Annotated in this window: 21 protein-coding genes; 15 read left to right on the top strand and 6 right to left on the bottom strand. The window is 65.2% G+C overall.

Annotated features, from left to right (window positions below):
- The 6 genes from LB572_RS24685 to LB572_RS24710 form a co-directional block, all read left to right on the top strand.
- On the top strand, positions 1-1,362 hold a 1,362-nt coding region (locus tag LB572_RS24685; protein ID WP_224669560.1), incomplete at its 5' end, for a hypothetical protein.
- Positions 1,363-1,518: 156 nt separating this feature from the next.
- Positions 1,519-2,823 carry an ABC transporter substrate-binding protein gene (locus tag LB572_RS24690; RefSeq protein ID WP_140811300.1) on the top strand — a complete coding sequence of 435 codons (1,305 nt, stop codon included), beginning with the start codon at positions 1,519-1,521 and terminating at the stop codon, positions 2,821-2,823.
- Positions 2,824-3,033: 210 nt separating this feature from the next.
- Positions 3,034-3,915: a branched-chain amino acid ABC transporter permease gene (locus LB572_RS24695; protein WP_224669641.1), complete on the top strand. Its 882-nt coding sequence runs from the start codon at positions 3,034-3,036 to the stop codon at positions 3,913-3,915.
- Entirely contained in the window at positions 3,912-4,874 is a 963-nt protein-coding gene (locus tag LB572_RS24700; RefSeq protein WP_224669561.1) for a branched-chain amino acid ABC transporter permease, read from the top strand. The genes LB572_RS24695 and LB572_RS24700 overlap by 4 nt, the downstream gene beginning before the upstream one ends.
- The gene (locus tag LB572_RS24705; protein WP_224669562.1) at positions 4,871-5,599 is read left to right on the top strand and encodes an ABC transporter ATP-binding protein; all 729 of its coding nucleotides are present in this window, start codon (positions 4,871-4,873) and stop codon (positions 5,597-5,599) included. The genes LB572_RS24700 and LB572_RS24705 overlap by 4 nt, the downstream gene beginning before the upstream one ends.
- Complete coding sequence (locus tag LB572_RS24710; RefSeq protein ID WP_224669563.1) at positions 5,592-6,320, top strand: ABC transporter ATP-binding protein; 729 nt, start codon at positions 5,592-5,594, stop codon at positions 6,318-6,320. The genes LB572_RS24705 and LB572_RS24710 overlap by 8 nt, the downstream gene beginning before the upstream one ends.
- Positions 6,321-6,347: 27 nt before the next feature.
- On the opposite strand, the gene LB572_RS24715 is transcribed toward LB572_RS24710, so the two are convergent.
- From LB572_RS24715 to pncA, 3 genes are all read right to left on the bottom strand, one after another.
- Entirely contained in the window at positions 6,348-7,304 is a 957-nt protein-coding gene (locus LB572_RS24715) for an ornithine cyclodeaminase family protein (RefSeq protein ID WP_224669564.1), read from the bottom strand.
- Between the two features lie 63 nt (positions 7,305-7,367).
- A complete protein-coding gene (locus LB572_RS24720; RefSeq protein WP_224669565.1) occupies positions 7,368-8,789 on the bottom strand; it encodes a sodium:proton antiporter in 1,422 nt (473 codons plus the stop codon).
- A 171-nt stretch (positions 8,790-8,960) separates the two neighbouring features.
- Positions 8,961-9,575 (bottom strand): bifunctional nicotinamidase/pyrazinamidase, encoded by a 615-nt coding sequence (gene pncA, locus LB572_RS24725; protein ID WP_224669566.1) that lies wholly within the window; start codon positions 9,573-9,575, stop codon positions 8,961-8,963.
- 302 nt (positions 9,576-9,877) lie between these two features.
- Here pncA and LB572_RS24730 point away from each other — a divergent pair, with 302 nt between their 5' ends.
- The 6 genes from LB572_RS24730 to LB572_RS24755 are packed head-to-tail and all read left to right on the top strand — an operon-like array spanning position 9,878 to position 16,972.
- A complete protein-coding gene (locus tag LB572_RS24730; RefSeq protein WP_224669567.1) occupies positions 9,878-10,735 on the top strand; it encodes an FAD binding domain-containing protein in 858 nt (285 codons plus the stop codon).
- A complete protein-coding gene (locus LB572_RS24735) occupies positions 10,732-13,515 on the top strand; it encodes a molybdopterin-dependent oxidoreductase (RefSeq protein ID WP_224669568.1) in 2,784 nt (927 codons plus the stop codon). Before LB572_RS24730 ends, LB572_RS24735 begins: the two co-directional genes overlap by 4 nt.
- Positions 13,512-15,053: a 6-hydroxynicotinate reductase gene (locus LB572_RS24740; protein WP_224669569.1), complete on the top strand. Its 1,542-nt coding sequence runs from the start codon at positions 13,512-13,514 to the stop codon at positions 15,051-15,053. Before LB572_RS24735 ends, LB572_RS24740 begins: the two co-directional genes overlap by 4 nt.
- Complete coding sequence (locus LB572_RS24745; protein ID WP_224669570.1) at positions 15,053-15,937, top strand: UPF0280 family protein; 885 nt, start codon at positions 15,053-15,055, stop codon at positions 15,935-15,937. Before LB572_RS24740 ends, LB572_RS24745 begins: the two co-directional genes overlap by 1 nt.
- Positions 15,930-16,514, top strand: a complete 585-nt coding sequence (locus tag LB572_RS24750) for an amino acid synthesis family protein (RefSeq protein ID WP_224669571.1) — start codon at positions 15,930-15,932, stop codon at positions 16,512-16,514. Before LB572_RS24745 ends, LB572_RS24750 begins: the two co-directional genes overlap by 8 nt.
- Positions 16,511-16,972 (top strand): MarR family winged helix-turn-helix transcriptional regulator, encoded by a 462-nt coding sequence (locus LB572_RS24755; protein WP_140804726.1) that lies wholly within the window; start codon positions 16,511-16,513, stop codon positions 16,970-16,972. Before LB572_RS24750 ends, LB572_RS24755 begins: the two co-directional genes overlap by 4 nt.
- A 68-nt stretch (positions 16,973-17,040) precedes the next feature.
- Here the strand turns inward: LB572_RS24755 and LB572_RS24760 are convergent, their stop codons facing one another.
- From LB572_RS24760 to LB572_RS24770, 3 genes are all read right to left on the bottom strand, one after another.
- A complete protein-coding gene (locus LB572_RS24760) occupies positions 17,041-18,114 on the bottom strand; it encodes a phosphatase PAP2 family protein (RefSeq protein WP_224669572.1) in 1,074 nt (357 codons plus the stop codon).
- Positions 18,115-18,238: 124 nt separating this feature from the next.
- Positions 18,239-19,951, bottom strand: a complete 1,713-nt coding sequence (locus tag LB572_RS24765; RefSeq protein ID WP_224669573.1) for a hydantoinase B/oxoprolinase family protein — start codon at positions 19,949-19,951, stop codon at positions 18,239-18,241.
- A gap of 1 nt (position 19,952) precedes the next feature.
- Entirely contained in the window at positions 19,953-22,025 is a 2,073-nt protein-coding gene (locus tag LB572_RS24770; RefSeq protein WP_224669574.1) for a hydantoinase/oxoprolinase family protein, read from the bottom strand.
- Positions 22,026-22,246: 221 nt separating this feature from the next.
- On the opposite strand from LB572_RS24770, the gene LB572_RS24775 reads away from it, so the two are divergent.
- The 3 genes from LB572_RS24775 (at position 22,247) to LB572_RS24785 (ending at position 26,888) form a co-directional block, all read left to right on the top strand.
- A complete protein-coding gene (locus tag LB572_RS24775) occupies positions 22,247-23,074 on the top strand; it encodes a ferredoxin--NADP reductase (protein ID WP_140804669.1) in 828 nt (275 codons plus the stop codon).
- A gap of 154 nt (positions 23,075-23,228) precedes the next feature.
- Positions 23,229-24,275, top strand: a complete 1,047-nt coding sequence (deoC, locus tag LB572_RS24780; protein WP_140804671.1) for a deoxyribose-phosphate aldolase — start codon at positions 23,229-23,231, stop codon at positions 24,273-24,275.
- A gap of 237 nt (positions 24,276-24,512) precedes the next feature.
- The gene (locus tag LB572_RS24785; RefSeq protein ID WP_224669575.1) at positions 24,513-26,888 is read left to right on the top strand and encodes an aldehyde dehydrogenase family protein; all 2,376 of its coding nucleotides are present in this window, start codon (positions 24,513-24,515) and stop codon (positions 26,886-26,888) included.
- The last annotated feature ends 27 nt before the right edge of the window (positions 26,889-26,915 follow it).

The following is a 26,915-nucleotide window of genomic DNA, read 5'->3' on the forward strand; positions in this document are numbered from 1 at the left end:
CTCCCTACCCCCGCCTTCGCCCACGCCTCCGACCGCGGCCATGTGCTGCTTCTCCCGACCGGCTACTACCTCGTCGGCGGCGCGCTTGCCGTCGCCGTCAGCTTCCTCGTCCTGGCGCTGCTGTCGCGTGCCGCCCTCGGCCGCTTCTGGCGCCGTCGCTTGTCCTTGTTCACCGTCAGCGACGCTCCGCGCACCATAGTCAGCCTCATTTCCTTTGCCGGCTTCGCACTTCTGATCGCCGCCGGCATCTTCGGCAGCCGCGACCCGCTCTCCAACCCGCTGCCGCTGGTGATCTGGACGTTGCTTTGGGCCGGCTTCACACTATTGCAGGGCGTCTTGGGCGACCTCTGGTCGTGGCTCAACCCATGGTGCGGACCGTGGCGCGTCGCATCTCGCGTCTTCGGCCTTCGCGCGGACGATGCAAAGCCGTCACGCCTGCCCAATTGGCTCGGCTTCTGGCCGGCCTTCGTGCTGTTCTTCGCCTTCGCCTGGTTCGAGCTGATCGATCCGGCCCCCGACGATCCGGCCCGCCTGGCATACGCTGCCGGCCTCTATTGGCTGGCGAGCTTCGCCGCCATGCTCATCTTCGGCTACGGCGCCTGGAGCAGGCGGGGCGAATTCCTGACAGTCTTCTTCGCCATGGTCTCCCGCTTCGCGCCGTTCGAACGCCTCGATGGCCGGCTCTCGCTCTGCTGGCCCGGCGCCAAGCTGCTGGCGGCCGGGCCGCTGCCGCTGAGCGGCACGGCCTTTCTTCTGCTGGCGCTCTCTTCGGTGTCCTTCGATGGCCTGTCGAAAACCTTCTTCTGGCTTGGCCTGTTCGGCGTCAATCCGCTGGAATATCCCGGCCGCACGGCATTGATCGGCATCGGCAGCTTTGGCCTGGTGCTTACCTTTTTCCTGCTCGCGGTCGTGTTCGCGCTGACCGTCTTTCTTGGCCAACGCCTTGCCGGAGACCGACAATCTTTCGCGGAAGCCGCCGGCCTGCTGGTCTGGTCGATCGTGCCGATCGCGCTTGCCTATCACATCGCGCATTACCTCACCGTGCTGCTCATCGACGGCCAGTATGCGCTGGTCGCCCTGTCCGACCCGTTCGCGCGCGGCTGGAACCTGTTCGGCACCGCCAACATGATGGTCGAGGCCGGCGTCGTCGCCGGCGCCCGGTCCGCCTGGTGGCTGTGGAATGTCCAGGCGGGCGTGATCATAGCCGGCCATGTGCTGGCCGTGCTCGTTGCGCATGGCCTTGCCGCCCGGCTGCATCCGCAAGCCTCCCGCGCGGCTCTCAGCCAGCTTCCGCTCACGCTGTTGATGATCGCCTACACGATCTTCGGCCTTTGGCTGCTTGCCACGCCGACCGTCGGATGACACAAGGGCGCGCCTCCGATGCCGTCGGGTAAAGCTCGCTTGCCAGGCCAAAGCTTTGGTGATTTAGTTTGTACACATGCAATTTTCCCATCCTCGGGAAGAGGATGGTTTAGCCGCCTTATCGCTGGTCAAGACTGAAAAAACAGGGGAACGGACATGGCTGACAAAAACGGATTTTTCGATCTCTCCAAGACGACGCTGTCGCGCCGCACCGCGCTGAAGGGCATCGCCGCCGGCGCGGGCCTGGGGCTGGCGCCGGGCTTCGTCCGCTACAGCCAGGCGCAGAGCTCGGCGCCGATCAAGATCGGCTTCCAGTCGCACCGCACCGGCATCGGCGCCGCCTATGGCCGCTGGTACGAGAAGACGAGCGCCGCCGCCGTCAAGGCGATCAACGATGCCGGCGGCATCAGCGGCCGTCAGGTCGAGCTGGTCATCGAAGATGACGGCACCGATCCGGCGCGCGGCGCCGAGGTGGTGGCGAAGTTCGCCAAGCAGCACAAGACCGACATCGTCTTCGGTACCTTGTTCTCGCATGTCGTGATCGGCTCCGCGCCCGCCGCCGGCGAGAACAAGATCCCCTATTTCGTAGTCAGCGAAGGCCATCACGTCGCCTCCACCAAGTTGAACCGTTACGTCTTCCAGCCCGGCATCACCGACGTGAAGAGCCAGATCCAGTCGATGGCGCCGTGGATCGCGGCCAATGCCGGCAAGAAGGTGACGCAGATCTTCCCCGACTTTGCCTTCGGCTATGACCATCGCGACTACCTGCCGCCGGCGCTGAAGGCGCAGGGCGCCGAGGTGATCGCCCAGATCGCCATCCCGCCGACGGAAAGCTCCTTCACGAAGTACTTCCCGCAGATCCCGGCCGAGACCGAAGTGATCTATCACGTCATGGTCGGCCCGGCGGTGCTCACCTTCGTCAAGGAGCTCGGCGAATTCTACGGCTCGCAGCGGCCGCAGCTTTTCGGCTTCATCGACTCGCTCGAAGCCGTCGACATCAACAGCCCCGGCCTCGAATTCCTCGACGGCAGCCATTTCTGGGAAGGCTCGCCGCGCTACGCGCAGGCCGATGACTCGGCGGCGCAGAAAGCCTACCGCGCCGCCGTCGGCATCGACGACAACGGCGCAGCCGTCGGCGACGCCAAGGACGTCTCCACCGCCGCCCACATGTTCGGCTGCTGGGAAACGCTCTATGTCGTCAAAAAGGCGATGGAAGATGCCGGCTACAAGGGGCCCGAAGACCGCGCCAAGCTGGTCGAGGCGACCGAGGCGCTGAAGGAATTCGCCGAGGGGCCGGAGCATCCGCAGGGTCCGAAAACCTTCAACGGCAAGATCCACCAGTGCTTCGGCATCCAGAACATCTCCAAGGTCGAAGGCGGCAAGCTCAAGGTCGTGCACAAGACCAAGATCGAGGACGGCCTCTACGAGCCGGAAGGGGATTACACGACGCAGGCGCTGTAGGTTCATTCCAACCAGCGTGAGCGCCCAGGCCCCCCTCTCTGTCCTGTCGGACATCTCCCCCTCGAGGGGGGAGATCAGCAGCTCGTGCGAAGGCGGCCACCTATCGGCCTTTGCGACTGGCGAAAGCGGTAGGGACAGCCAATCTCCCCCCTTGAGGGGGAGATGCCCGGCAGGGCAGAGAGGGGTGCGCTTGGCACCTGCCTGCGTGTAATGCACTTCGGACCTCACCTCCTCCTCGCCGCCCTCGAAGGCCTCGTCACCTCCGCCGTGCTGGCGCTGACGGCGCTCGGCCTGTCGCTGGTGTTTGGCGTCATGCGCGTCGTCAACGTCGCGCATGGCGAGTTCTTCATGTTGGGCGCGGTGCTCGCCTGGGCGGTTTCGACGGCGATCTCGGGCCATCCGGCCATCGGCTTCGGTGCCGCGCTGGTGATCGTGCCCTTGCTGGTCGGGCTGGTTGCGCTCATTGCCGAACGGCTGGTGCTGCGCCGGCTGAATTACAATCCCGAAGGCACCATCGTCGCCACCATCGGCATGCTCTACATCATCCAGCAGCTGGCGCTGACCTTCTACGGTCCTGAGGCGCGCCCGGTTGAACCGCCTTTCAGCTATCGCATCCTTTTGCCCTGGTTCGGCTATTCCGGCTACAAGCTGTCGGTCGTCGCCGCCTCCGCCATTTTGCTGGTGATCACCTGGTTGGTGCTAACGCGCACGAAAATCGGCCTGATCATGCGCGCCACGCAATATGATCGCGAGACGGCGCAGGCTTTCGGCATCCCGGTCGAGCGCGTCTATGCCGGCGTCTTCGCCGTCGGCGCCATGCTGGCGGCGATCGCCGCGGTGCTGATCGTGCCGATCAGCCAGGCGCATTACCTGATGGGGCAGGACCCGCTGCTGCTCTCCTTCATCGTCGTCATCATCGGCGGTCTCGGCTCGTTGCGCGGCACTGTCGTCGCCGCCATCCTGATCGGCCTTTCCGACGGCATCATCTCGATGTTCTTCTCGCCGACGCTGGCCAAGATCATCGCCACGCTGGTCGTCGCCATGGTGCTGGTGTTCCGTCCGCAAGGCCTGTTCGGGTCGACGTCCAGATGAGGGATGCTTCGCCGGCAAAGACCTACGCCCTGCATATCGGCGTCATCGCGCTTCTCTTCGCGCTGAATTTCGTCCTGCCGGATTATCACCAGGGCCTGTTCGCCCGCATCATGGCGCTCGCCGTCTTCGCCATGGGCTACAATCTGCTCTTCGGTTACGTCGGCCTGCTCAGCCTCGGCCACGCCATGTTCTTCTCGGCCGGCCTCTATGGCGCGGGCTTGACCGTCTACCACCTTGGCTGGGGTGTGCCGGAAGCTTTTGTGGCCGGTGTCGCCTGCGGCGCAGTCCTCGCCTTGGTCATAGGCCTGTTGGCACTGCGCACTTCCGGCGTGGCGTTCATGATCGTCACCATGATGTTCGCCCAGGTTTTCTACCTGCTCATCCTCTATTTCGCCGTCTGGACCGGCGGCGACCAGGGCCTGGTCATCCAGCAGTCATCGCGGGTGATCGCGATCGGCGGCGCATCTCTCGACCTGACCGAGCCGACCGTGCGTTATATGAGCGCGCTGGCGCTGTTTTCGGTCGTGCTGCTCGTCACGCTTGCGATTGTCCGTTCCCGCTTCGGCCGCGTGCTGGTCGCGATCCGCGAGAACGAGGAACGGACAAAAATGCTTGGCTACGACACCGTCGCCAACAAGCTTGCCGCGGTCGTTGCCTCCGGCGCCATCTGCGCGGCGTCGGGCGCCGCCTATGCCTTGCTGTTCGGCTATGTCGGCTCGAGCTTCGCTGGCGTGCAATATTCGATTCTGCCGCTGCTCTGGGTGCTGCTCGGCGGTGCCGCGACCACGCTCGGGCCGCTGATCGGCACGCTGTTCATGTATTATGTAACCGACATCACCAGCGGCTTCACCTCCGCTTATCTCCTGATCGTCGGCGTGGCGCTGATCCTTCTGGTGCTGTTCTTCCCGAAAGGCGTCCTGGGCAGCATCCGCGAGCGCTGGTTGGGGTGGCTGTCATGATGCCGCTGCTCACCACCAAAGGCTTGGCTCGGAATTTCGGCGGACTGCGCGCCGTCGACGGCGTCGACTTCGCGCTGATGCCGGGCGAGATCCGCGCCATCATCGGGCCCAACGGCGCCGGCAAGACCACTTTCGTCAGCCTGCTCTCGGGCCGCATCCGGCCGTCCTCCGGCATGGTCGTCTTCGACGGCGCCGACATCACCACCATGCCGGCCTACAAACGGGTTCGCCTCGGCATCGCCTACACCTTCCAGATCACCAGCGTCTTCGCCAACCTCACCGCCTTCGACAATGTCGCGCTGCCGGTGCAGCGCACGCTGACCGACGGCCGCACGAAGGGGCAGGTCAGGACCGGCGTCATGGCCGCGCTCGAGCGCACCGGCCTTGCCGATCGCGCCGGCACGCTGGCCGGGCAATTGTCCTATGGCCACCAGCGCCTGCTCGAAGTGGCGATGGGCCTGGCGCTGAAGCCGCGCCTGCTCATCCTCGACGAGCCGACGCAGGGGCTCGCCGATAGCGAGATCGACAATTTCATCACTTTGGTGCGCGAGATCGCCAGGGACGCAACGGTGCTTTTGATCGAGCACAACATGCCGGTTGTCATGCAACTCGCCGACCGCATCACCGTCTTCAATTCGGGAAAGATCCTGGCCGAGGGCACGCCGGAGCAGATCCGCGCCAATGCCGAGGTGCAGGACGCCTATCTCGGAGCGACCCATGGCTGACTCCGTTAGAACCAATGGCGGCCTGCTCACCATTTCCGGCCTCGATTGCTTCTACGGCGAGGTGCAGGTGCTCTACGGCCTCGACCTCATCTTGAACAAGGGCGAGGTGCTTTGCCTGTTCGGCCGCAACGGCGCCGGCAAGACGACGACGCTGAAGGCGATTATGGGGCTGGTCCCGCCGTCCGCCGGCTCGATCAAACTGGACGGCAAGGAACTGACCGGGCTCGCTGCGCATGACGTGCCGAAGGCCGGCGTCGCCTATGTGCCACAGGGCAGGCGATTGTTCGCCGAGATGAGCGTGGCGGAAAACATCGAGATCGGCCTGATGGCGCGCGGCAAGGGCAAGCAGACTCGCGAGAGCGTGCTCGATCTCTTCCCGCTGCTTAGGGAACGGCTGAGGCAACGCTCCGGCACGCTCTCCGGCGGCGAGCAGCAGATGCTGGCCATGGCCCGCGCGCTCTGCCTCGAGCCGCAGGTGCTCCTGCTCGACGAGCCGACCGAGGGGCTGATGCCGTCGATGATCGCCAAGATCCGCGAGACGGTGGCGAAGCTGCGCGAGCTTGGTGTCTCGACGATCCTGGTCGAGCAGCGCGTCGACGCCGTGCTGTCGGTCGCCGACAGGGTTTGTTTCATCGAGAACGGCCGCAACCGCGAGACTGTCGATGTCGAGGCTTTGCGGGCGGACCCGTCAGCCGTGCGCCGCTATGTCGGCGTGGGCTGAAGCGACTGACGCCAACACCGAATTGGGCTATGCACCCAGCGCGCCGACCGCTTTCGCGCGCACGAATGCCAGGCCGGCCAGCGCGAGATCGCCAACCGCGATGCCGCGGAACGCGAAAGCCGTTCGCTCGCCTGCGCCCTGGCGCCCCGGCACATCGCCACCGACCAAACCCGTCAAGTCGCCTGCAACGAGCTCGGACTTCACCATCGGCTTGCTCACCTGCGCCTCTTGCGCCAGGTCGTCGATGACAATGCGATCGAAGACAGCCATGCTTTCCGGCAGCCAGGGCAGGGCCAGATCGGTCATCGTCACAAAGACGCCGGCCTTCAGCCAGCGCGCATCCAGAAATGGTGTGGGCTCAGGCACCAGGGTGACCGTCGTCACCACGATGTCGGCCCCTTCGACCGCCGCCTTGGCGTTATCACAGGACATCGCGGTAAGACCGCGCGTCTCGGCCATACGACAGAATGCGTCGCGACTGGCTTTGCCCCGACTGAAGGCCCTGATCTCCCGCAACGGGAAAAGGTCTGCCAGGACCTCGAGATGGCCACGCGCCTGAACGCCGCATCCGATGAAGGCGACGCTGGCCGAGTCGGGCCGGGCCAGGCGCCTTGCCGCGACAGCGCTTAGACCGGCCGTGCGCTTCTCGGTCACCCAATTGCCGTCGACCACGGCAAGCGGCAGTCCCGTCTCGGCGTCGAGAAGGGTGACGATCGAGTTGAGGGTAGCAAGTCCGCGCTGGGCGTTGCGGGGATTGACCACCAGCGATTTGGTCGCCAGCAGCGGTGGCTCGGTCGCGACACCGAGAGTGGCCATGATGTAGCGGTCGTCGCCCGGCCGCACCACGGCCTTCGGCGCGCACCACACCTCGCCCTGCCTCTGACCGATGATCTGCCGCTCGATTTCGTCGACCACCTCGGACGTCGAAATCGTCAGGCGGTCGAGGAACTCGGCTGACAGATAGGGCAGGCTTTCGGCTTGCATGGTCATTGTCCCCCACGAATGGCTCGCCTTCGACGGTCGCTCCTCGGCGATGGCTTTTCCAGCTCACCTGAAAAACAAAAACCCGGCAATCAAAAACGTCGGGATCAGCACCAGGCCGGACCACATCATATAGCCGAAGAAGCCCGGCATCTTGAAGCCGCGATGCCGGGCGATGGCATAGACCATGAAGTTGGGCGCATTGCCGATATAGGTGTTGGCGCCCATGAACACCGCGCCGGCCGAGATCGCCGCCAGCGTCGAGGCAGCCTCGGTCATCAGGTGCTGCGCGTTGCCGCCGGCAAGCTCGAAGAACACCAGATAGGTCGGCGCATTGTCGAGGAAGGATGACAGCGCCCCGGTCAGCCAGAAATAGGCGAGGTTGTTCGGCTGGCCGTCGGCGGAGGTGACGAGCGCCACCAGCGGCGCCAGCGCGCCTTCATGGCCAGCCCGCAAGATGGCGATGACCGGCACGATGCAGACGAAAATGCCGGCAAACAATTTCGCCACCTCGGCGATCGGCCCCCAGGTGAAGCCATTGGCTTCCCTATGGCTCTTGTAGGAGACGCGAAGCGACAGAAAGGCCAGCGCCAGGATGATGGCGTCGCGGGCGAGGTTCTGCAGCTCGAGGCTGACGCCGAGGATCGGGATGCTGGTGCCCGGCTTCCAACTCGCTGAAAGCAGGATCGCGCCGATCACGCCGGCAAGCAGCGGCAAATTGGCCAGTCCGCGCAGGCGCACTTTCGTGTCCGGCGTAGGGTCCTTGATCTTCGGCATGCCGCCCTCGCGCCGATGCAGCACGATGTCGAGCGCCAGGAAGGCGATGAGCACCAGGCCGCCGGTGAACAGCGTCTCTCGCCACAGATTCGCGGTCGTCCAGAAGAAATCGACGCCGCGCAGAAAGCCGACGAATAAGGGCGGGTCGCCGAGCGGCGTCAGCGAGCCGCCGATGTTGGAGACCAGGAAGATGAAGAAGATCACCACATGGGCGTTGAACGGCCGGTTGTCGTTGGCGCGCAGGATCGGCCGGATGAGGATCATCGAGGCGCCGGTCGTGCCGATGACCGAGGCAAGCGCCGCGCCGATGAGCAGCAGCCCGGCATTGGTGAGCGGCGTGCCGTGGATGTTGCCGGCAAGCAGGATGCCTCCGGAAATCGTGTAGAGCGCGAACAACAGGACGATGAAGGACATATATTCGGTGAGCAGCGTGTGCAGCACCGCTTCGCCCGCCGCGGGAAGCCCGAACGCGACCGCCAGCGGGACGACCACCAGCACGACCCAGGCCGCGGCGATCTTGCCATAGTGATGCTCCCACACATGCGGGAAGAGCAGCGGCCCCGTCGCGATCGACAAGAGCAGGCCGGCAAAGGGAAGTGCCCACCATAGCGACATGACGGCGCCCGGCAGTTCGCGGATTTCGGCGGCCAGCGCTTGTGCTGGAAACAGAAGCGCCATGGCGAGCACGGCGAGCGGAAAAAGCCGTCTCATCTGGCCACTCCGCGCCCTCCCTTCTCCCACAAGGGGAGAAGGAGGAACCCGCATCCCGACGCTGCAAACTGGCTACCTCCTCTCCCCTCGGGGAGAGGTCGGATTGCCCCGAATTGCCCTTCGCAATTCGGCTGGCAATCCGGGTGAGGGGGAACCTTCCCCACAGCCCGGTCAGTCCGCCGAATGGTTTTCGAGCGTCACGCCGGCTTCGTCCATGCGCTTCAGCATCGTCTCGACCGAGCCGTTGAGGTCGATGCCGCGGCAGGCGTCGAGCCGCACGGTCGTCCTGAAACCCTGCTTCACCGCGTCGAGCGCCGAGAAGGCGACGCAGAAATCGGTGGCCAGCCCAACCAGGGTGATGGTGTCGATGCCGCGTTCCTTGAGGTAGCCGCCAAGGCCGGTCGGTGTCTTATGGTCGTTCTCGAAGAAGGCCGAATAGGAGTCGATCGCCGTGCGGAAGCCCTTGCGGATCACCAGTTCCGCCTTGGTCCAGGCAAGCCCTGAATGGAAATCGGAACCGAGGCTCCCCTGGATGCAATGATCCGGCCACAGCGTCTGCGGCCCGTAAGGCATCTCGATCGTCTCGAAGGCCTGCTTGCCGGGATGGCTGGAGGCGAAGCTCGAATGTCCGGCGGGGTGCCAGTCCTGCGTCAGGATCACATGATCGGTCCGCCGGATCAGGTCGTTGACCAAAGGCACGATCTCGTCGCCGCCGGCAACCGCCAGCGCGCCGCCGGGGCAAAAATCGTTCTGCAGGTCGATGACGATGAGCGCTTCTTCGGCCATGCGGCTCCCTCTCGTTTCAGCCCTCTCGTCTGGCTTGCGGGCTCCAGTCCAAAAGCCGCTGACGCGACCGAAGAGGGAACCTTGACCAGATGGCCGGCGGCGTCAACCTCCGGCGCCATAACAATCGCGTTCAGGTGTTGGCGGCGCAAACTCCGGCTTTGACAATTCCGACCGGCCTGATATCATTTGCATACGAATGAATTTGACCGGTCCGGGGACCGGCAAGAAGATCCGAAGCCGGCACTTCGGGAGGCCACGGGAAGGCCTAAGCTCTGGGAAGGCCCTTTTCGGGAAGGCAAAGCGTGATCCGTTACGCGAAACCCACCACGGTCGACGAGGCGCTCGCTTTGCTTGGCGAGGATCGTTGGCGCATTCTGGCCGGCGGCACGGATTTCTATCCGGCGCAGGGCGCCAAACCCTTCCGTGACAACATCCTCGACATCAACGGTCTCGCCGGATTGCGCGGCATCGCCGAGACGGACGAGCATTGGCGGATCGGCGCCCGCACGACCTGGACCGACGTCGTCCGCCACTCCCTGCCAGCCGCATTCGATGCGCTGAAGGCATCGGCGCGCGAAGTCGGCTCGGTCCAGATCCAGAATGTCGCCTCGGTTGCCGGCAATCTTTGCAACGCCTCGCCCGCTGCCGACGGCGTGCCGGCGCTTTTGGCCCTCGACGCCGATGTCGAGCTGCGCTCGGCGAAAGCCATCCGCCATCTGCCGCTCGGCGCATTCATCCTGGGCAATCGGCGCACGGCGCTGCAGGCCGGCGAGATGGTCACCGCCATCCGCGTGCCGAAGCGCTCCACGGCTGGCAATTCGGCCTTCGTCAAGCTTGGCGCGCGGCGCTATCTCGTCATCTCGATCGCCATGGCGGCGGCGCGGCTCGTGGTCGAGAATGGCGTCGTTGCCGAAGCGGCGATCGCCGTCGGCTCATGCTCGGCGGTCGCCCGCCGTCTCGCCGGCGTGGAGGCCGCCCTGCGCGGCCAGCCGGCCACGCCTGCACTTGCCGATGCGGTTCTGCCCGCGCCGATGGATGAATTGTCACCGATCGCCGACGTGCGCGGCAGCGCCGAGTACCGGCAGGATGCGGCACGCGAGATCGTCGTTCGCGCCGTGCGCGCTGCGATCGGGCTCGACCAAGGCAAGGTGGCCGCATGAACATGGCACAGTCCGGCATCGCCCAATCCGGCATTGAACGCGCCGACATTGCTTTCGAGGTCAACGGTGCCGCCGTCAGCGTTTCGGTGCCGCCGGTCAGGCGCCTGTCGCAGGTTCTGCGCGACGTGTTGCGGCTGACCGGCACCAAGGTCGGCTGCGATGCCGGCGATTGCGGCGCCTGCACGGTGCTCGTCGACGGCAATCCGGTCTGCGCCTGCCTGATGCCAGCGGCCTCGGTGCGAGGTGCTTCCGTCACCACCGTCGAGGGCCTTGCCAATGGCAGGCTGTCCGCCCTGCAGGCGTCCTTCCTCGAACACGGCGCCGCGCAATGCGGCATCTGCACGCCCGGCCTGCTGGTCGCGGCCACCGCGCTGCTGGAGCGCAATCCAACGCCGAGCGAAGCCGAGACGCAGGACGCGCTGGGCGGCGTGCTGTGCCGCTGCACCGGCTATCGAAAAATCGTTGCGGCGGTGATGCAGGCCTCGCGGCATATGAACGGCGTCGACCTTCGCCTGCCGCAAGCAGGCCACGCCGTTGGCGCCTCGCCGATCCGCCTTGACGGCGTGCCGAAAGTCACGGGCGACGAGAAGTTTGGCGGCGACTCTTTTCCGGCCGATGCGCTATCGGTGCTGGTGGTTCGCTCACCGCATTATCACGCCCGCTTCAGCTTCGGCGATTTGCAGACATGGGCGGACGCACACCCCGGCATCGCCGGCGTCTTCACCGCCGTCGATATTCCAGGCAAGAACTGTTTCGGCGCCATCGGCCCCTTCGCCGACCAGCCGGCGCTGGCCGAGGGTTTTGCTCGGCTGCGCGGCGAGGCGGTGGCGCTGGTGGCGGGCGAGCGCGAAACGATCCTCGATCTCGACCTGACGGATTTTCCGATTTCCTGGACCGAGCTGCCGCATATGCTGCAGCCCGGCGAGGCGAAGGCCGAGGGTGCCGCGCTGATCCACAGCCACCGTCCGGCGAACCTGCTCACCTCCGGCCTGGTCGAGCGCGGCGATCCGGAAGCAGCGCTGGCAGGCGCGGCCGCCACCGTTTCCGGCGCCATCGAGACCTCCTTCGTCGAGCATGCCTATATCGAGCCGGAAGCCGGCTACGCTTATATGGATGGCGATACGCTGGTCGTCGTCGCCTGCACCCAGGCGCCTTACATGGACCGCGACGAGACGGCGAAGGTGCTGGGCCTTGCCGTCGACAAGGTGCGCATCGTGCCGACCGCCACGGGCGGCGGCTTCGGCTCGAAGCTCGACGTCTCGCTGCAGCCGCTCATCGGCCTTGTCGCGATGAAGACCGGGCGGCCGGCGGCACTTGCCTACACGCGCAACGAATCCATGATGTCGACCACCAAGCGCCATCCGGCCGAGATGAAAGCGACCATCGGCGCCGATGCCGAGGGACGTGTCACCGGCATGGTCTTCGAGGGCGATTTCAACACCGGCGCCTATGCCAGCTGGGGGCCGACGGTCGCCAATCGCGTCCCCGTGCATGCCTCCGGCCCCTATCTGACGCCGAACTACCGGGCGACCGGCTATGCCATCCACACCAACGGCCCGATCGCCGGCGCTTTCCGCGGCTTCGGCGTGCCGCAGTCCACCATCATGCAGGAGATGCTCTATGACGAGCTTGCCGGCAAGCTCGGCATGGACCGGCTCGATTTCCGCCTGAAGAATTGCCTGCGCGACGGCTGCGAAACCGTCACCGGCCAGCTTCTGGAAACGGGCGTCGGCATCGGCGAATGCCTGGAGCAGCTTCAGCCGCATTGGGCGCGCGCGCTGGCCGATGCCGAAACCTTCAATGCCACCAACACGGCGAGCAAACGCGGCGTCGGCGTCGCCTCCTGCTGGTATGGCTGCGGCAACACCTCGCTGCCCAATCCCTCGACCATCAAAGTCGGCATCTCGGCTTCCGGCGACGTCGTGCTGCACCAGGGCGCCGTCGACATCGGCCAGGGCTCCAACACCGTCATCACCCAGATTTGCGCCGACGCGCTCGGCCTGCCGCTGGACAGGTTCAAGCTGAAGAGCGCCGACACCGCCATCACGCCCGACGCCGGCAAGACATCCGCCTCGCGCCAGACTTTTGTGACAGGCAAGGCCGCTGAAAAGGCCGGGCGCGCGCTGCGCGAAAAAATCCTGCGCTTCGCCAACGTCTCCGGGCAAGCGACGATCGCGCTCGACGGCGCAAGCATCTCCATCCACGAAGGTGATGCCGCGCGGCGCATCGATCTGTCGGCGCTCAAGACCGATGCCGATGGCTACGTCTTCGTCGCCGAGGAAACCTACGACCCGCCGACGCTGCCGCTCGACGCCAAGGGCCAGGGCAAGCCCTATGCCGTCTACGGCTATGGCGCGCAGATCGCCGAACTCGAGGTCGACCTCAAGCTCGGCACCGTGAAGCTGATCAGGATCACCGCCGCGCATGACGTCGGCAAGGCGATCAATCCGGTGCTGGTCGAAGGCCAGATCGAGGGCGGCATCGCGCAGGGCATCGGCATGGCGCTGATGGAGGAATATATCCCCGGCCGCACCGAGAACTTGCACGATTACCTCATCCCCACCATCGGCGACGTGCCGCCGGTCGAGCACATTCTGGTGGAGGTTCCGGACCCGGAAGGACCCTTCGGCGCCAAGGGCCTGGGCGAGCATGTGCTGATCCCGACGGCGCCGGCGATCCTCAACGCCATCCGCCATGCCACCGGTGTCCTGGTCACCAAGGTGCCGGCGACGCCGAGCCGTATCCTGGCGGCGATCCGTGAGAAGGAGGCGCGCCGATGAGCGAGCTTGCCGAACGTTTCGAAACCCACGATCCGGGCGAGAAGCAGCTGGCGGAAAAGATCCGCTGCGACGCCTGCCCTGTCATGTGCTACATCGCCGACGGCCGTACCGGCGCCTGCGACCGCTACGGCAATGTCGGCGGCCGCATTGTGCGCATGGATCCGCTGACCATCCTCGACCACGCCGCCGAGGCCGGCGGCGCGGTCGTGCCCTTCGTCGCCGAGGGCGAAGCCTGGAACGGCGAGCTGGTCAACACCGGCCGCCGCTTCGTCACCGCCATCGGCGCCGGCACCACCTATCCGGATTACAAGCCGGCGCCCTTCATCGTCAGCCAGGAGGTCGAAGGCGTCGATCTCGTCACCGTCGTCACCGAAGGCATCTTCTCCTATTGCGGCGTCAAGGTGAAGATCGACACCGACCGCCATATCGGCGACGAGACGGCGATCGTGCGTGTCGAAGGCGAGGCGATCGGCCATGTCACGACCGGCGAATACGGCTCGCAGATGCTGTCGCTCGGCGGCGTCCATCACCTCACCGGCGGCTCCAAGCAGGAAGGCCGCGCCACCTGCGACGCGCTGCTCAACCTGTGCAACCGCAAGCCGGTCGAGCTCACCATCGACGGCGGCGCGACGGTCGTCGTCGAGGCGGGCAAGGCGCCGGTCATCGACGGCAAGGTCGAGCACCGCATGCGCGTCGGCTGCGGCTCGGCCACCATCGGCATGTTCGCCACGCAATGGCGCGGCCTCGTCGACGAGGTGGTGGTGGTCGACGACCACATCACCGGCGTCGTCTCCGAGCACCAGGCCGGCAAGGTGCTGGGCTGGGAGGATACGGGCATCAAGATCATCGGCCGCCGTTCGACCCCTGGCCGCTACTTCAAGGTCTCGGAACCGGGCCTCGGCTGGGGCGGCACCACGATCTCCGACCCGCTGTCGATCCTGGGCGACTGGAACGCCAAGAAGGGCGCGCGTCCCGGCCTGTCGCTGCTGATGGTGTCGACCACCGGCGAGCAGTTCGCCTATTACGAGCTCGACGATGAGCTGAAGCCGGTCCAAAGGCCGTTTCCCGAGCGGCTGCAAAAATCCGTCGGGCTGATCGAGGACAATTGCGAGCCGGCTTTGTGCACGGTGCTGTTCATCGGCGGCGCTGGCGGTTCGCTGCGCGCCGGCGTCACCGAAAACCCTGTCAACCTCACCCGCTCGGTGCAGGGATTGAAGACTTATGTGACCGTCGGCGGTGCACCGGTTTATGTCTGGCCGGGCGGCGGCATCACGCTGATGGTCGACGTCACCCGCGTGCCGGAAGGCGCTTTTGGTTATGTGCCGACGCCGGCCCTTGTGGCGCCGATCGAATTCACGCTGCGCCGCGACGACTATGTCCGGCTCGGCGGCTACGAGAACGAGATACGCAGCGTCGAGGATATCCTCGCCAAGGGCGGCGAGTATCTCAATCCGCGCAGCAACACCGGGGCTCCGATCAACAACCCCTGGCCGCCGCTGGCGCAGCTGCGGCGTGCGGCGGCGAATGGTGCCGGCTGATGAACGGCCCGCAGGCGCATTGGCTTGCCGACGGCAGGCGGCTCCATCTCAACCATGGGCCGATCGACCTGATCGTCGAGGCCTTCGGCGAAATGGATGAATGCCGCGCCGCTTACGAACAGGCGGTCGCTCGCTTTCAGACGATCCTGATCGAGGTGGTCGAAGAGCTTCCCGAATTGCGCCTGCCGGCATTCTTCCTGGCGCCACGCAATTTCGCGGGGCCGACCGCGCGCCGCATGGAAGCAGCCGTCATGCCGTTGGCGGAATGCTTCATCACGCCGATGGCCGCCGTTGCCGGTTCGGTAGCCGACGAAATTCTTGGCTCAATGCTCGCCGGTCGCCGGCTTGAGCGCGCTTACGTCAACAATGGCGGCGATTGCGCTCTCCATCTTGGCATCAGCCAGTCGATGATGGTGGCGATCGCCGGCACCGGCAATGGCATGGCTGATCGTGTCACCATCCGCGCCGAAGATGGCGTGCGCGGCGTTGCCACCAGCGGCTGGCGCGGCCGGTCGTTTTCGCTGGGTATTGCCGACGCCGTCACCGTTCTCGCGCCGACTGGCGCCGAGGCCGACGCGGCGGCGACGCTGATCGCCAATGCCGTCGACCTGCCTGGACATCCGGCCATCGCCCGCGCCGCGGCGCGCTACCTGGCGCCCGACAGCGATCTCGGCGAGATGCTGGTGACGCAAAGCGTCGGCGCGCTCGCGCCCGGCGAGATTGCGCGGGCGCTGGACAACGGCCTTGCCGTCGCCGAAGATTTTCGCCGGCGCGGCCTGATCGCCGCATCGGCGCTGTTTCTCGCGGGCGAGGCCCGCATCAGTGGCTCGGTGTCGCTCGCCGCGCCCAACAAACATAAAGCGAAGGAAACTGCCCATGCCTGACTTTCCGATCCGCAAGGTCGCGGTGCTGACCGAGGAGATTTTCCATGATGGCGGCCCTGTGGCGAAAGAACCCCGCCTTCGCGCGGCGGCTCTCGCCGTGGTCAAGAACCCCTTCGCCGGCCGCTATGTCGAGGACCTGCAAGACGCGATGGAAGACCTGAAGCCGCTCGGGCTTCTGCTCTCCGACAGGCTGATCGCGGCGCTCGGCGGCGACGTGAAGAAGATAGACGGTTACGGCAAGGGCGCCATCGTCGGCGCCGCCGGCGAATTGGAGCACGGCGCGCTCTGGCACGTGCCGGGCGGCTATGCCATGCGCGAGCGCCTCGGCGACGCCAAGGCCATCGTGCCGTCGGCCAAGAAGGTCGGCGCCTTCGGTTCAAAGCTCGACGTGCCGCTCGGCCATATCAACGCCGCCTATGTGCGCAGCCATTTCGACGCCATGGAGGTTGGCATCAGCGATGGCCCGCGTCCGGACGAGATCCTGTTCTGCCTCGCCATGACCTGTGGTCCGCGCGTCCACAACCGTATGGGCGGCCTGGCGGCGCAGGACATCAAGGCATGGGACGGTTTGAGATGAGCGGCGAGGACAATCTGCTGCGGCTCGTAGAGGCCGAAGACGGCGACGAGAACAACTACCATCTGCAGGACCAGGTCGGCTTCATCCTGCGCAAGGCGCATCAGCGCCATGTCGCGCTCTTCGCCTCGCATATTGGTGATCTCACGCCGCCGCAATTCGCTGCTCTGGCCAAGCTTCATGACATCGGCGAGACCTCGCAGAACCAGCTCGGAACGCTGATCGCGATGGACGCCGCCACCGTGAAGGGCGTCATCGACCGGCTGAAGGCGCGGGGCTTGGTCGAAGTCTCCAAGCACGAGGTCGACAAAAGGCGGCTGCTGGTCAACCTGACGCCGGAAGGCCGCGCGGCGATCGAGCGGCTGATCCCGCTTGCCCGCACGATTACAGAGGAAACACTGGCGCCGCTGACGGCCAAGGAGACCGCAACCTTTTTGCGGCTGCTGGCGAAGCTGGCTTAGAGCAATTCCAGGAAAAGTGTGAGCGGTTGGGCTCGGCGGCTCGCCGTAGCCTTCCGCCCGGAATTGCCCTAGAGCGTTTGCGCGGCCTGCATCAGGCGGAAAGGATCCGGTTTGCCGTCGCTGATGCTTGCGGTGCGCCGCCAGATCAAGACCACGACCAGCATCGAGACGTAGCCGTCAACAGCATAATGCCAGCCCGAATACACCGAACCGAACAGGATGGCGATCGCGAATGCCCAGCCCGCAATGCCGAGCCAACGGTTGAGCCGCCCAAGGTAGCACGCGTTCAGCGTGGCGATCGCCACATGCATGCTGGGCATGGCGGAAATCCCGGAACCAAGCGCCAGCATGTCGGTCCTGTACGTAGCAAGAAGGTAGCTGGAATAAGACAGCACGTGCTCGTTGCCGGGCCGCTGCTTCAACACTTCCAGAAGCTCCGCATAGCGATCGCCACCCACCAACTCATCGTAGAAGATCGGGCCGACGGAGGAAAACAGCGTCGCCATGACCGTTCCGACCACTACAAGCACAAGGGCCATCGCGGTGAGATATCGCAGATGCACCGGCTGGTTGGCGAGCAGTGCTGCAAAAAACACCAAGCCGAACCATTCGAGAAACCAGAGCTTGGCATAGGTCACCGACACGACCATCGCCAGAAGGTCGGAATCGAATGCGTGAACGATGCGCCATGGCGCCTGGCCGTGCAGCAGCTCGCCGAAATCGGCCAGGGCTTCGTCACAGTAAAAGGGAACGATGTCGGGTATGTTCACCTTGTAGGTCGTGAACGCGGAGAGCGTCAGGATGAACACGATCACGATGATCGCCGCCCGCAACCCATTGGCACGGATCGATATCGCGATGAATGTGAGCGGAGCCTTTGGCGACAAGGCCATCGCCACCGGGATCGCCACGGCCAGAAAACCGAGCGGCCCAAGGACGAAGAGCCGCGGCAAATACATCTGCGCCATCGTGTAATATGCCGACGGCCAGATCAGCGCCGCCACGGCAATATAGACCAGGCAGAGCCCAAACAGCTTTTGCGGAACATTGCCCAATTCAGGGCAACGCGCGAGCCGACCGAGTTGCCACCGCGCCTGGCCTAGTGAACTTGCATCCTCAAGTAAATCGCCGGATAGCACCATCAACGTCCCCCGAAACGCCGTCGAGGTTCTATCTATAGTTGTTTATTTAATACATCCTTATCCGATTGCTTTGTGTTTGAAGCGCCCGGAAACAATAGCATTAGGGATATGTAATATACGTACGCTATACTTGAGAGGTTGGCGGTGACGAAATACCGGCGTCGAACATCTCCCTGGCCTGCTCGGCCGTATAGTAGCCAAGCCTGACATCCTCGGCGATTTGCTTCGGATCGCGCTCGCGCGGATCGCCATAGCCGCCGCCGCCCGGCGTGCCGACGCGCACGCGGTCGCCAGCTTTGAGCGCGATGTCCTGCTCCTTGGAAAGATGCGGCGGCACATGCGCTTCGCCGTTCCGGAACACGGTCACGCTGTTCGGCGCGCCATCCTTGCCGCCGAGAGCGCCCTGTGGCCCGAAGCGGCCATGGTCCATAACGAAGGAAGCGCGGGCTTCACCGCGCAGGATCTCGACTTCATAGGCGAGCCCGAAGCCGCCGCGATGTTTCCCCGCGCCGCCGGAGCCCTCGCGCAGCGCATAGTGCCGGTAAAGTACCGGGAAGGCCTGCTCCATGATCTCGACTGGCGGCGACTTCGAGATGCCGATGGTCGAGCAGCCATTGCTCAGTCCGTCATGGCCGGCGTTGCCGCCGTAGCCGCCGCCGGAAATCTGATACATGACATAGTCGCGGCCGCGCGCCGGGTCGTTGCCGCCGAGCGCGAAATTGCCGCTGGAGCCGGCGGGTGCGGCCGTCACCTTTTCCGGCAGCGCCTGCACCATCGCCGCGAACACGGCTTCGGCGATGCGCTGCGAGACTTCCGCCGCGCAGCCTGACACGGGCCGAGGATATTTGGCGTCGAGGAACGTGCCTTCCGGCCGCTTGACGTGCAGCGGCTCGAAGGCGCCGGCGCTGATCGGCACTTCCGGAAAGATATGGCGCATGGCGAGGTAGACCGACGACAAGGTCGTCGCCAGCACGCTGTTCATCGGCCCGGCGCACGGCTTCGATGAGCCCGCGAAATCGAAGGTGAGCGTATCGCCCTTCTTCGCGACAGCGAGATTGATGGTCAGCGGCTCGTTCACCACGCCGTCGGAATCGACGAAGGCCTGCGAGCGGTAGGTACCGTCGGGGATGACGGCGATCGAGGCGCGCATCTGCTCGGCGGCGCGGCGGCGCAGTTCGGCAATCGCCTCGATGACGGTTTCGTCACCGTAACGATCCAGGATTTCATTGAGCCTGTCCTGGCCGATCAGCAGCGCGGCGGCCTGCGCGCGGATGTCGCCGATGCGCTGGTCGGCAACGCGGATATTCGAGCAGATGATGGCGTAGATCTCCGGATCGAGCACGCCCTTCTTGAACAGTTTCACCGGCGGCAGCCTGAGCCCTTCCTGCTCGACCGCCGTGGCCGAGGCCGAAAAGCCGCCCGGCACCGAGCCGCCGATATCCGGCCAGTGGCCGGTGTTGGAAAGCCAGCAGAAGATTTTTCCGCTGCGATAGACCGGCATGACGAAGCGCACATCCATCAGATGCGTGCCGCCGAGGTAGGGATCGTTGACGATGTAGATGTCACCCGCTTCAGGAGCGAGGCAGCGCCCGTCGGCGATCATCTCGATCACGGTCTTGGTCGAATACTGCATCACGCCGACGAACACCGGCAGGCCCTGGCTGCCTTGCGCGATGAGCGAGCCGTCGACCGCCGAATAGATGCCGTCGGAGCGGTCATTGGCCTCGGCGATGACCGGCGAGAAGGCGGCGCGGGAGAAGGTCAGGTCCATCTCGTCGCAGACCTGTTGCAGCGCCGCCTGCAGCACCGAAAGCGTGATCGTGTCGAGCTTTGCCATCTTAGGCCTCGCCGATGTCGATGATGATGTTGCCGTCGGCGTCCGAGCGTGCGCGGTCGCCAGGTTCGAGCACGGTCGTGGCGTCCATCTGCTCCAGGATCGCCGGCCCTTCGATTGTTGCGTCGAGCGGCAGCCTTTCGCGGGCATAGACCGGTGTGTCGTGCCAAATGCCGTGATACCAGACCGGCCGGATCTCGCGCCGCGCTTCCTCGAGCGTTGCCCCGCGTCCAGCCGGGTCGATCAGCCGCGACAGGTCGATCTGCGGCCGTACGCCGGTGACCGAGGTGTTGAGGTTGACGAGATTGGCGCGGATCTCCGGCAGCTCGACCTTGAAGCGGGCGAAATAGGCTTTTTCGAACAGAAGCTGCAATGTTTCCCGTGAGACGGAAGACGAGGGCAGCGGCACGTTGATGATGTGCGTCTGGCCGACGAACTGCATGTCGGCGGTATGCGCGACGCGGATCGCGTCGGGCTTGACGGCTTCCTTGGCGATCAACGCCTCGCCTTCGTCCCGGTGCCGTTCCAGCACCTCGCGAAGCTTGGCTTCATCGACGCTCGCAACGGGCATGTTGATTGTGTTGACGAAGTCATGCCGCATGTCGGCGACGACGCAGCCAAGCGCATTGGTGATGCCTGGGCGCGCCGGCACCAGCACCCTGGGCAGGCCCAGTTCGCGCGCCAGCGCCGTCGCATGCAAGGGCCCCGCGCCGCCGAAGGCGAACAGTGCGAAATCGCGGGGGTCGTGGCCGCGCGAGACGGAAACCATGCGGATGGCGCCGGCCATCTTCATGTTGCCGAGCCGCAGCACCGCGCCCGCCGCCTCGACGCCGGAAAGGCCGGTGCGCTTGCCGATCTTCTCCTCGAAAATGCCGGTCACGCGCTCGACGGTGACTGGATTGTCGACCGCGAGCAGCTTCTTCGGCGCCAGGCGGCCCAGCACCAGATTGGCGTCGGTGATGGTCGGCTCGGTGCCGCCGCGCCCGTAGCAGATCGGGCCGGGATTGGCGCCAGCACTTTCCGGGCCGATCTGGATCAGCCCGGCCGCATCGACGCGGGCGATCGAACCGCCGCCGGCGCCGACCGTGTGCACCGCCACCATCGGCACATGGATCGGCATCGCATATTCGATCTCGATCTCGTTCGAGACGGCGGGCTCGGCATTGCGGATCAGCGCCACGTCGGTCGATGTGCCACCCATGTCATAGGTGACGAGATTTCCGAAGCCGGCGCGCTTGCCCGTATAGGCGGCGGCGATCACGCCCGACGCCGGGCCAGACATCACGGTCTTGGCAGATTCCAGCGTGACGAAGCGGGCCGAGATCATGCCGCCATTGCCGTTCATGATCAGGAAGTCGCGCGCATAGCCTTTCGCGCCGAGTTCCTTGCGCAGCCGCTCGACATAGCGCTCGAGGATCGGCTGCACCGAGGCGTTGACCGCCGCCGTCACGCCGCGCTCGAATTCGCGCGCTTCCGAAAGCAGCGCATGTCCGGTGGTGATATGCCCGTTCGGCCAAAGCTCCGCCGCGATCTCGGCGGCACGTCGCTCATGCGCGGGGTTGGCGTAGGAGTGCAGGAAATGGATGACGAGTGACTCACAGCCGGCTTCGAGCAGTTTTTTCACCGCATCGCGCATCTCGGTTTCGTCGAGCTGGATGCGTACGGCGCCCGAAGCCTCGACCCGTTCCGACACTTCGAGCCGAAGGTCGCGGGGAATGACCGGCACGAAGGTTCCGGTCATGCCATAGGCCTGCGGCCTTGTGCGGCGGCCGAGCTCGATCACGTCGCGAAAGCCGCGTGTCGTGATCATACCGGTCCGCGCCAGCCGGCGCTCCAGCACGGCGTTGGTGGTGGTCGTCGTGCCGTGCACGATGAGGTCGATGCCGTCGATCGGAAAGCCGGTCGCGCCAAGCGCGGCGACCACGCCGAAAGCCTGGTTTTCCACCGTCGTCGGCGTCTTGGCGATATGGACCTTGCCACCCGCCTTGCCGTCGATCAGCAGCAGATCGGTGAAGGTTCCGCCGACATCGATGCCGGCAACGACGCTTCCCGCCGACGCCGAAAATTTCTCATTCATTGCCGAAACTCGAAATGCCAGGACTACGGATATGCCTCGGTTTGGAAAGGCGTTTTACGTTGCCATCTTGACCTGAATATCATTTGTATACTAATAAATTCCGGACACAAGAGCTTACCGCTTGGCAGTGTGCAGAGAGCACGCCGGAACCTGACCGTTCGGGCGCGCAGGAGAAAGTTTGGCGCCAGCGCGTTCCGTCTGGGCCGGAAAGTTGGGTTGGAATGAACACGACATCCGCGTTGAGCGTTGCCGGCTCGAAGCCGCTGCAGTTCCCGATCCCGGCCAATGTCTATGCCGAGACCGTGGTGTCGGTGAAGCACTACACCGACCGGCTGTTCTCCTTCCGCATCACCCGGCCGCAGTCGCTGCGCTTCCGCTCCGGCGAGTTCGTCATGATCGGCTTGCCCAATGCCGAGAAGCCGATCTTCCGCGCCTATTCGGTCGCCAGCCCCGCCTGGGACGACGAGCTCGAATTCTTCTCGATCAAGGTGCCGGACGGCCCGCTGACCTCCGAGCTGCAGAAGATTGAGGTCGGCGACACCGTCATCATGCGCCAGAAGTCGACCGGCACGCTGGTGCTCGACGCGCTGACGCCCGCCAAGCGCGTGGTCATGGTCTCGACCGGCACCGGCATCGCGCCCTTCGCCAGCCTGCTGCGCGACCCCGACACTTATGAGAAGTTCGACGAGGTCATCCTCACTCACACCTGCCGCGACAACGCCGAGCTCATTTACGGCCAGGAACTGGTCGCCGCGCTCGAAAGCGATCCGCTGATCGGCGAGCTGACCGGCGGCCGCGTGACGCTCTACAATTCGACGACGCGGGAAGAGTCGGCGCGCATGGGCCGCATCACCGCGCTGATCGGCTCGGGCAAGTTCTATTCCGACCTCGGCATCGACAAGCTCAATCCCGAGACCGACCGCATCATGATCTGCGGCTCGATGCATATGCTGAAGGACGTCAAGGAACTCGCCGAAAGCCTCGGCTTCCAGGAAGGTTCGCTCAGCCATCCGGCCAGCTTCGTCGTCGAGCGTGCCTTCGTCGGCTGATCAGATCGCCGTCCTGTCAAGTTTGCAGTTTTGACCATGCGGTCAAAAATTGGCTGCTTTCGCCGCCTTTTTCCGCTATGACCCACTGAAGGACTCGTGAAGGACAACTTCGCGGGTTATCTTCGGCTGAGGTCGCTGAGTGAAAGGGCAGGAGATGAGCACGATCCGCGAAGCAGGTGCCGGAGCTTCCAAGGTGATGCCGCTGCCGGCGCGCGCCGCCGCCAACACGCCAGTGCCGCTGGAACACGGCATCGCCCGCAATCCCGGCATGAAGCTCGATCTCGGCTTCCTGGAATCAGTGCGCAGCGTCAACCGCTCGGCGCTGGAGCGCCGTGTCGCGACGCTGACCAAGCGGCGCTCGATCAAGGCCGACAACCAGGCCGCCTGGCTGTTGCGCGCCATCGCCTGCATGGACCTCACCACGCTCAACTCCAACGACACGGACGAACGCGTGCGCCGGCTCTGCGCCAAGGCGATCAACCCGCTGCGCCGGGATATCGTCGAGGGTCTCGGTATTGCCGGCGAAATCATCCGGCCGGCGGCGGTCTGCGTCTACCATCCCTTCGTCGCCACCGCGGTCGACGCCGTGCGCGGCACCGGCATCCATGTCGCCGCGGTCTCGACCGCCTTCCCGCATGGCTTGGCGCCGCTGTCGACCCGGTTGCAGGAGATCGAGGCTTCGGTGCGCGACGGCGCCGACGAGATCGACGTCGTCATTCCGCGCGGCCTGGTCTACGGCGCAAAATGGCGCGAGCTGTTCAACGAGATCGTCGCCATGCGCGCCGCCTGCGGCGATGCGCATCTCAAGGTCATCCTCGGCACCGGCGACCTGGCAACGCTGCGCAACGTCATGCTTGCCTCCATGGTGGCGATGATGGCGGGGGCGGACTTCATCAAGACCTCGACCGGCAAGGAAAGCGTCAACGCCACGCTTCCCGTCGGGCTTGCGATGGTGCGCGCCATCCGCGCCTATTTCGAGGAAACCGGCTATCTCGTCGGCTTCAAGCCGGCCGGCGGCATTTCGACAGCGAAGGTCTCGCTCGACTGGCTGGTGCTGATGAAGGAAGAGCTCGGCCGGCCCTGGCTCGATCCGGCCTTGTTCCGCTTCGGCGCCTCCAGCCTGCTCACCGACATCGAACGCCAGCTCGAACATCATTTGACCGGCCACTATTCGGCCAACCATCGCCACGCGATGGCGTGAGTTTGTCAGCGCGGCGATGACTGGAACACCCCTCATCCGTCGCCTCCGGCGACACCTTCTCCCACAAGGGGAGAAGGACAGGCCCTGCCCCGGTCTGCCAATCGAATACCATTGTGAGCAACCGAGTGGCCCGCAGACATGCGCCTTCCCTTCTCCCCTTGTCGGAGAAGGTGGCCGAGCGAAGCTCGGTCGGATGAGGGGTGCTAGGCTTGGCGCCAACCTTCAAGGAACAAATCCATGAACATCCTCGAACGCTATCACGCCATGGAATATGGTCCGGCGCCGGAAGCCCGCAACGAGGCGGATGCCTGGCTCGCCGGGCGCGACTTCGCAAAAGCGCTGTTCATCGACGGCGCCTGGAAAGCGGCGGCCAGCGGCAAGACGTTCGACACCAGCGAACCGTCCTCGGGAAAACTTCTGGCCAAAATCTCGGACGCCGGTGCCGCCGATATCGACGCTGCGGTCTCCGCGGCCGCCAAGGCGCTGCCCAAATGGTCGGCATCCTCAGGCTACGCCCGCGCAAAAGTTCTCTACGCTATCGGCCGCGCCATGCAGCGCCACCAGCGCCTGTTCGCGGTGCTGGAATCGATCGACAACGGCAAGCCGATCCGTGAGAGCCGCGACATCGACGTGCCGCTGGCGATCCGCCACTTCATCCATCATGCCGGCTGGGCGCAGACGCTCGAGAAGGATTTCCCCGATCACAAGCCGGTCGGCGTCGTCGGCCAGGTCATCCCGTGGAATTTCCCGCTGCTGATGCTGGCCTGGAAGATCGCGCCGGCGCTTGCCGCCGGTTGCACGGTGGTGCTGAAGCCGGCCGAATTCACGCCGCTCACCGCCATATTGTTCGCCGAGATCTGCGAACGCGCCGGCGTGCCGAAGGGCGTCGTCAACATCGTCCAGGGTGGCCCCGAGGCGGGCGCGGCCATCGTCAACCATCCCGGTGTGCAGAAGATCGCCTTCACCGGCTCGTCGGAAGTCGGCAAGATCATCCGCAAGGCGACGGCCGGCTCAGGCAAGAAGCTGTCGTTGGAGCTCGGCGGCAAGTCGGCCTTCATCGTCTTCGAGGATGCCGACCTCGACAGCGCCGTCGAGGGTCTGGTCGACGGCATCTGGTTCAACCAGGGCCAGGTCTGCTGCGCCGGCTCGCGCCTCCTGGTGCAGGAAGGCATTGCGGAAGCCTTGATCGCCAAGGTCAAGGTCAGGATGAGCCGGCTGCGTGTCGGCAGCCCGCTCGACAAGAACACCGATATCGGCCCGCTGGTCGACCGCACGCAGCTCGACCGCGTCAAGGGTCTCATCGCCGAGGGCGCCAAACAGGGCGCCATCTGCTGGCAGCCTGACGCCACGCTGCCGACGACGGGCTACTATCACCTGCCGACGCTCGCAACAGCTGTTTCGCCGGCTAATATTCTGGCGCAGGAAGAAGTCTTCGGCCCGGTGCTGGCGACGATGAGCTTCCGCAATACCGAGGAAGCGATCGAGCTTGCCAACAACACGCGCTACGGCCTTGCCGCTTCGGTGTGGAGCGAGAATGTCAACCTAGCCCTGCATGTCGCGCCGCAGCTGAAGGCGGGCGTGGTGTGGGTCAACGGCACCAACATGTTCGACGCCGCCTGCGGCTTCGGCGGTTATCGCGAGAGCGGCTTCGGCCGCGAGGGCGGCCGCGAGGGCATGTTCGAATATCTCGCCGCCAAGCTGCCGGTCGGCCCTGCCATCAAGCCGGCCGCGACCGGCTCGGCCCAGCCGGTCGAGCAGGCCGACGGCTTGGCCATCGACCGCACGGCAAAGCTGTTCATCGGCGGCAAGCAGGTGCGGCCGGACGGCAATTACTCGCTCGGCGTCGCCACCGCCAAGGGCAAGCTCGCCGGCGAAGTCGGCCTCGGCAACCGCAAGGATATCCGCGACGCGGTCGCCGCCGCGCGTGCCTGCAAGGCCTGGCCGGATGCGACCGCCTATAACCGCAGCCAGGTGCTCTATTACTTCGCCGAGAACCTGTCGGGCCGCGCCGACGAGTTCGCCGCGCGCCTTGTCCAGCTGACCGGCGTGATGTCGAAGGCCGCGCGCGAGGAGATCGAGCAGTCGATCGAGCGGTTGTTCCTCTATGCCGGCCTCGCCGACAAGTTCGAGGGCCGCGTCCATCAGCCGCCGGCCCGTGTCGTCACACTTGCGCTGCATGAGCCGGTGGGCGTCGTCGGCATCGTCGCACCGGACAACCAGCCGCTGCTCAATTTCGTCTCGCTGGTCGCGCCGGCGCTGGCCATGGGCAACACCGTGGTAGCTGTGCCATCCGAACGCCACCCGCTTCTGGCCACCGACCTCTACCAGGTGATCGAATATTCCGACTTGCCTGCCGGCGCCATCAACATCGTCACCGGCCGCAGCGCCGAGCTGTGCGGCGTGCTGGCCAAGCATGATGATGTCGACGGGCTCTGGGTGTTCGCCAATGCCGACACCTGCGCCAAGGCGGAAGCCGACTCCATCGGCAACCTCAAGCGCGTCTGGACCGGCAATGGCCGCACGCTCGACTGGGCGTCGGAACAGGCTGCCGGCGAGGCCTTCCTGCGCCGCGCCATCGAGGTCAAGAACATCTGGGTTCCCTACGGCGACTGATGTTTCTCGCTGAAGACTGCCGCGAAG

The organism is Mesorhizobium sp. BH1-1-5 (assembly GCF_020165615.1).
In the GTDB taxonomy this organism is placed as follows: domain Bacteria; phylum Pseudomonadota; class Alphaproteobacteria; order Rhizobiales; family Rhizobiaceae; genus Mesorhizobium.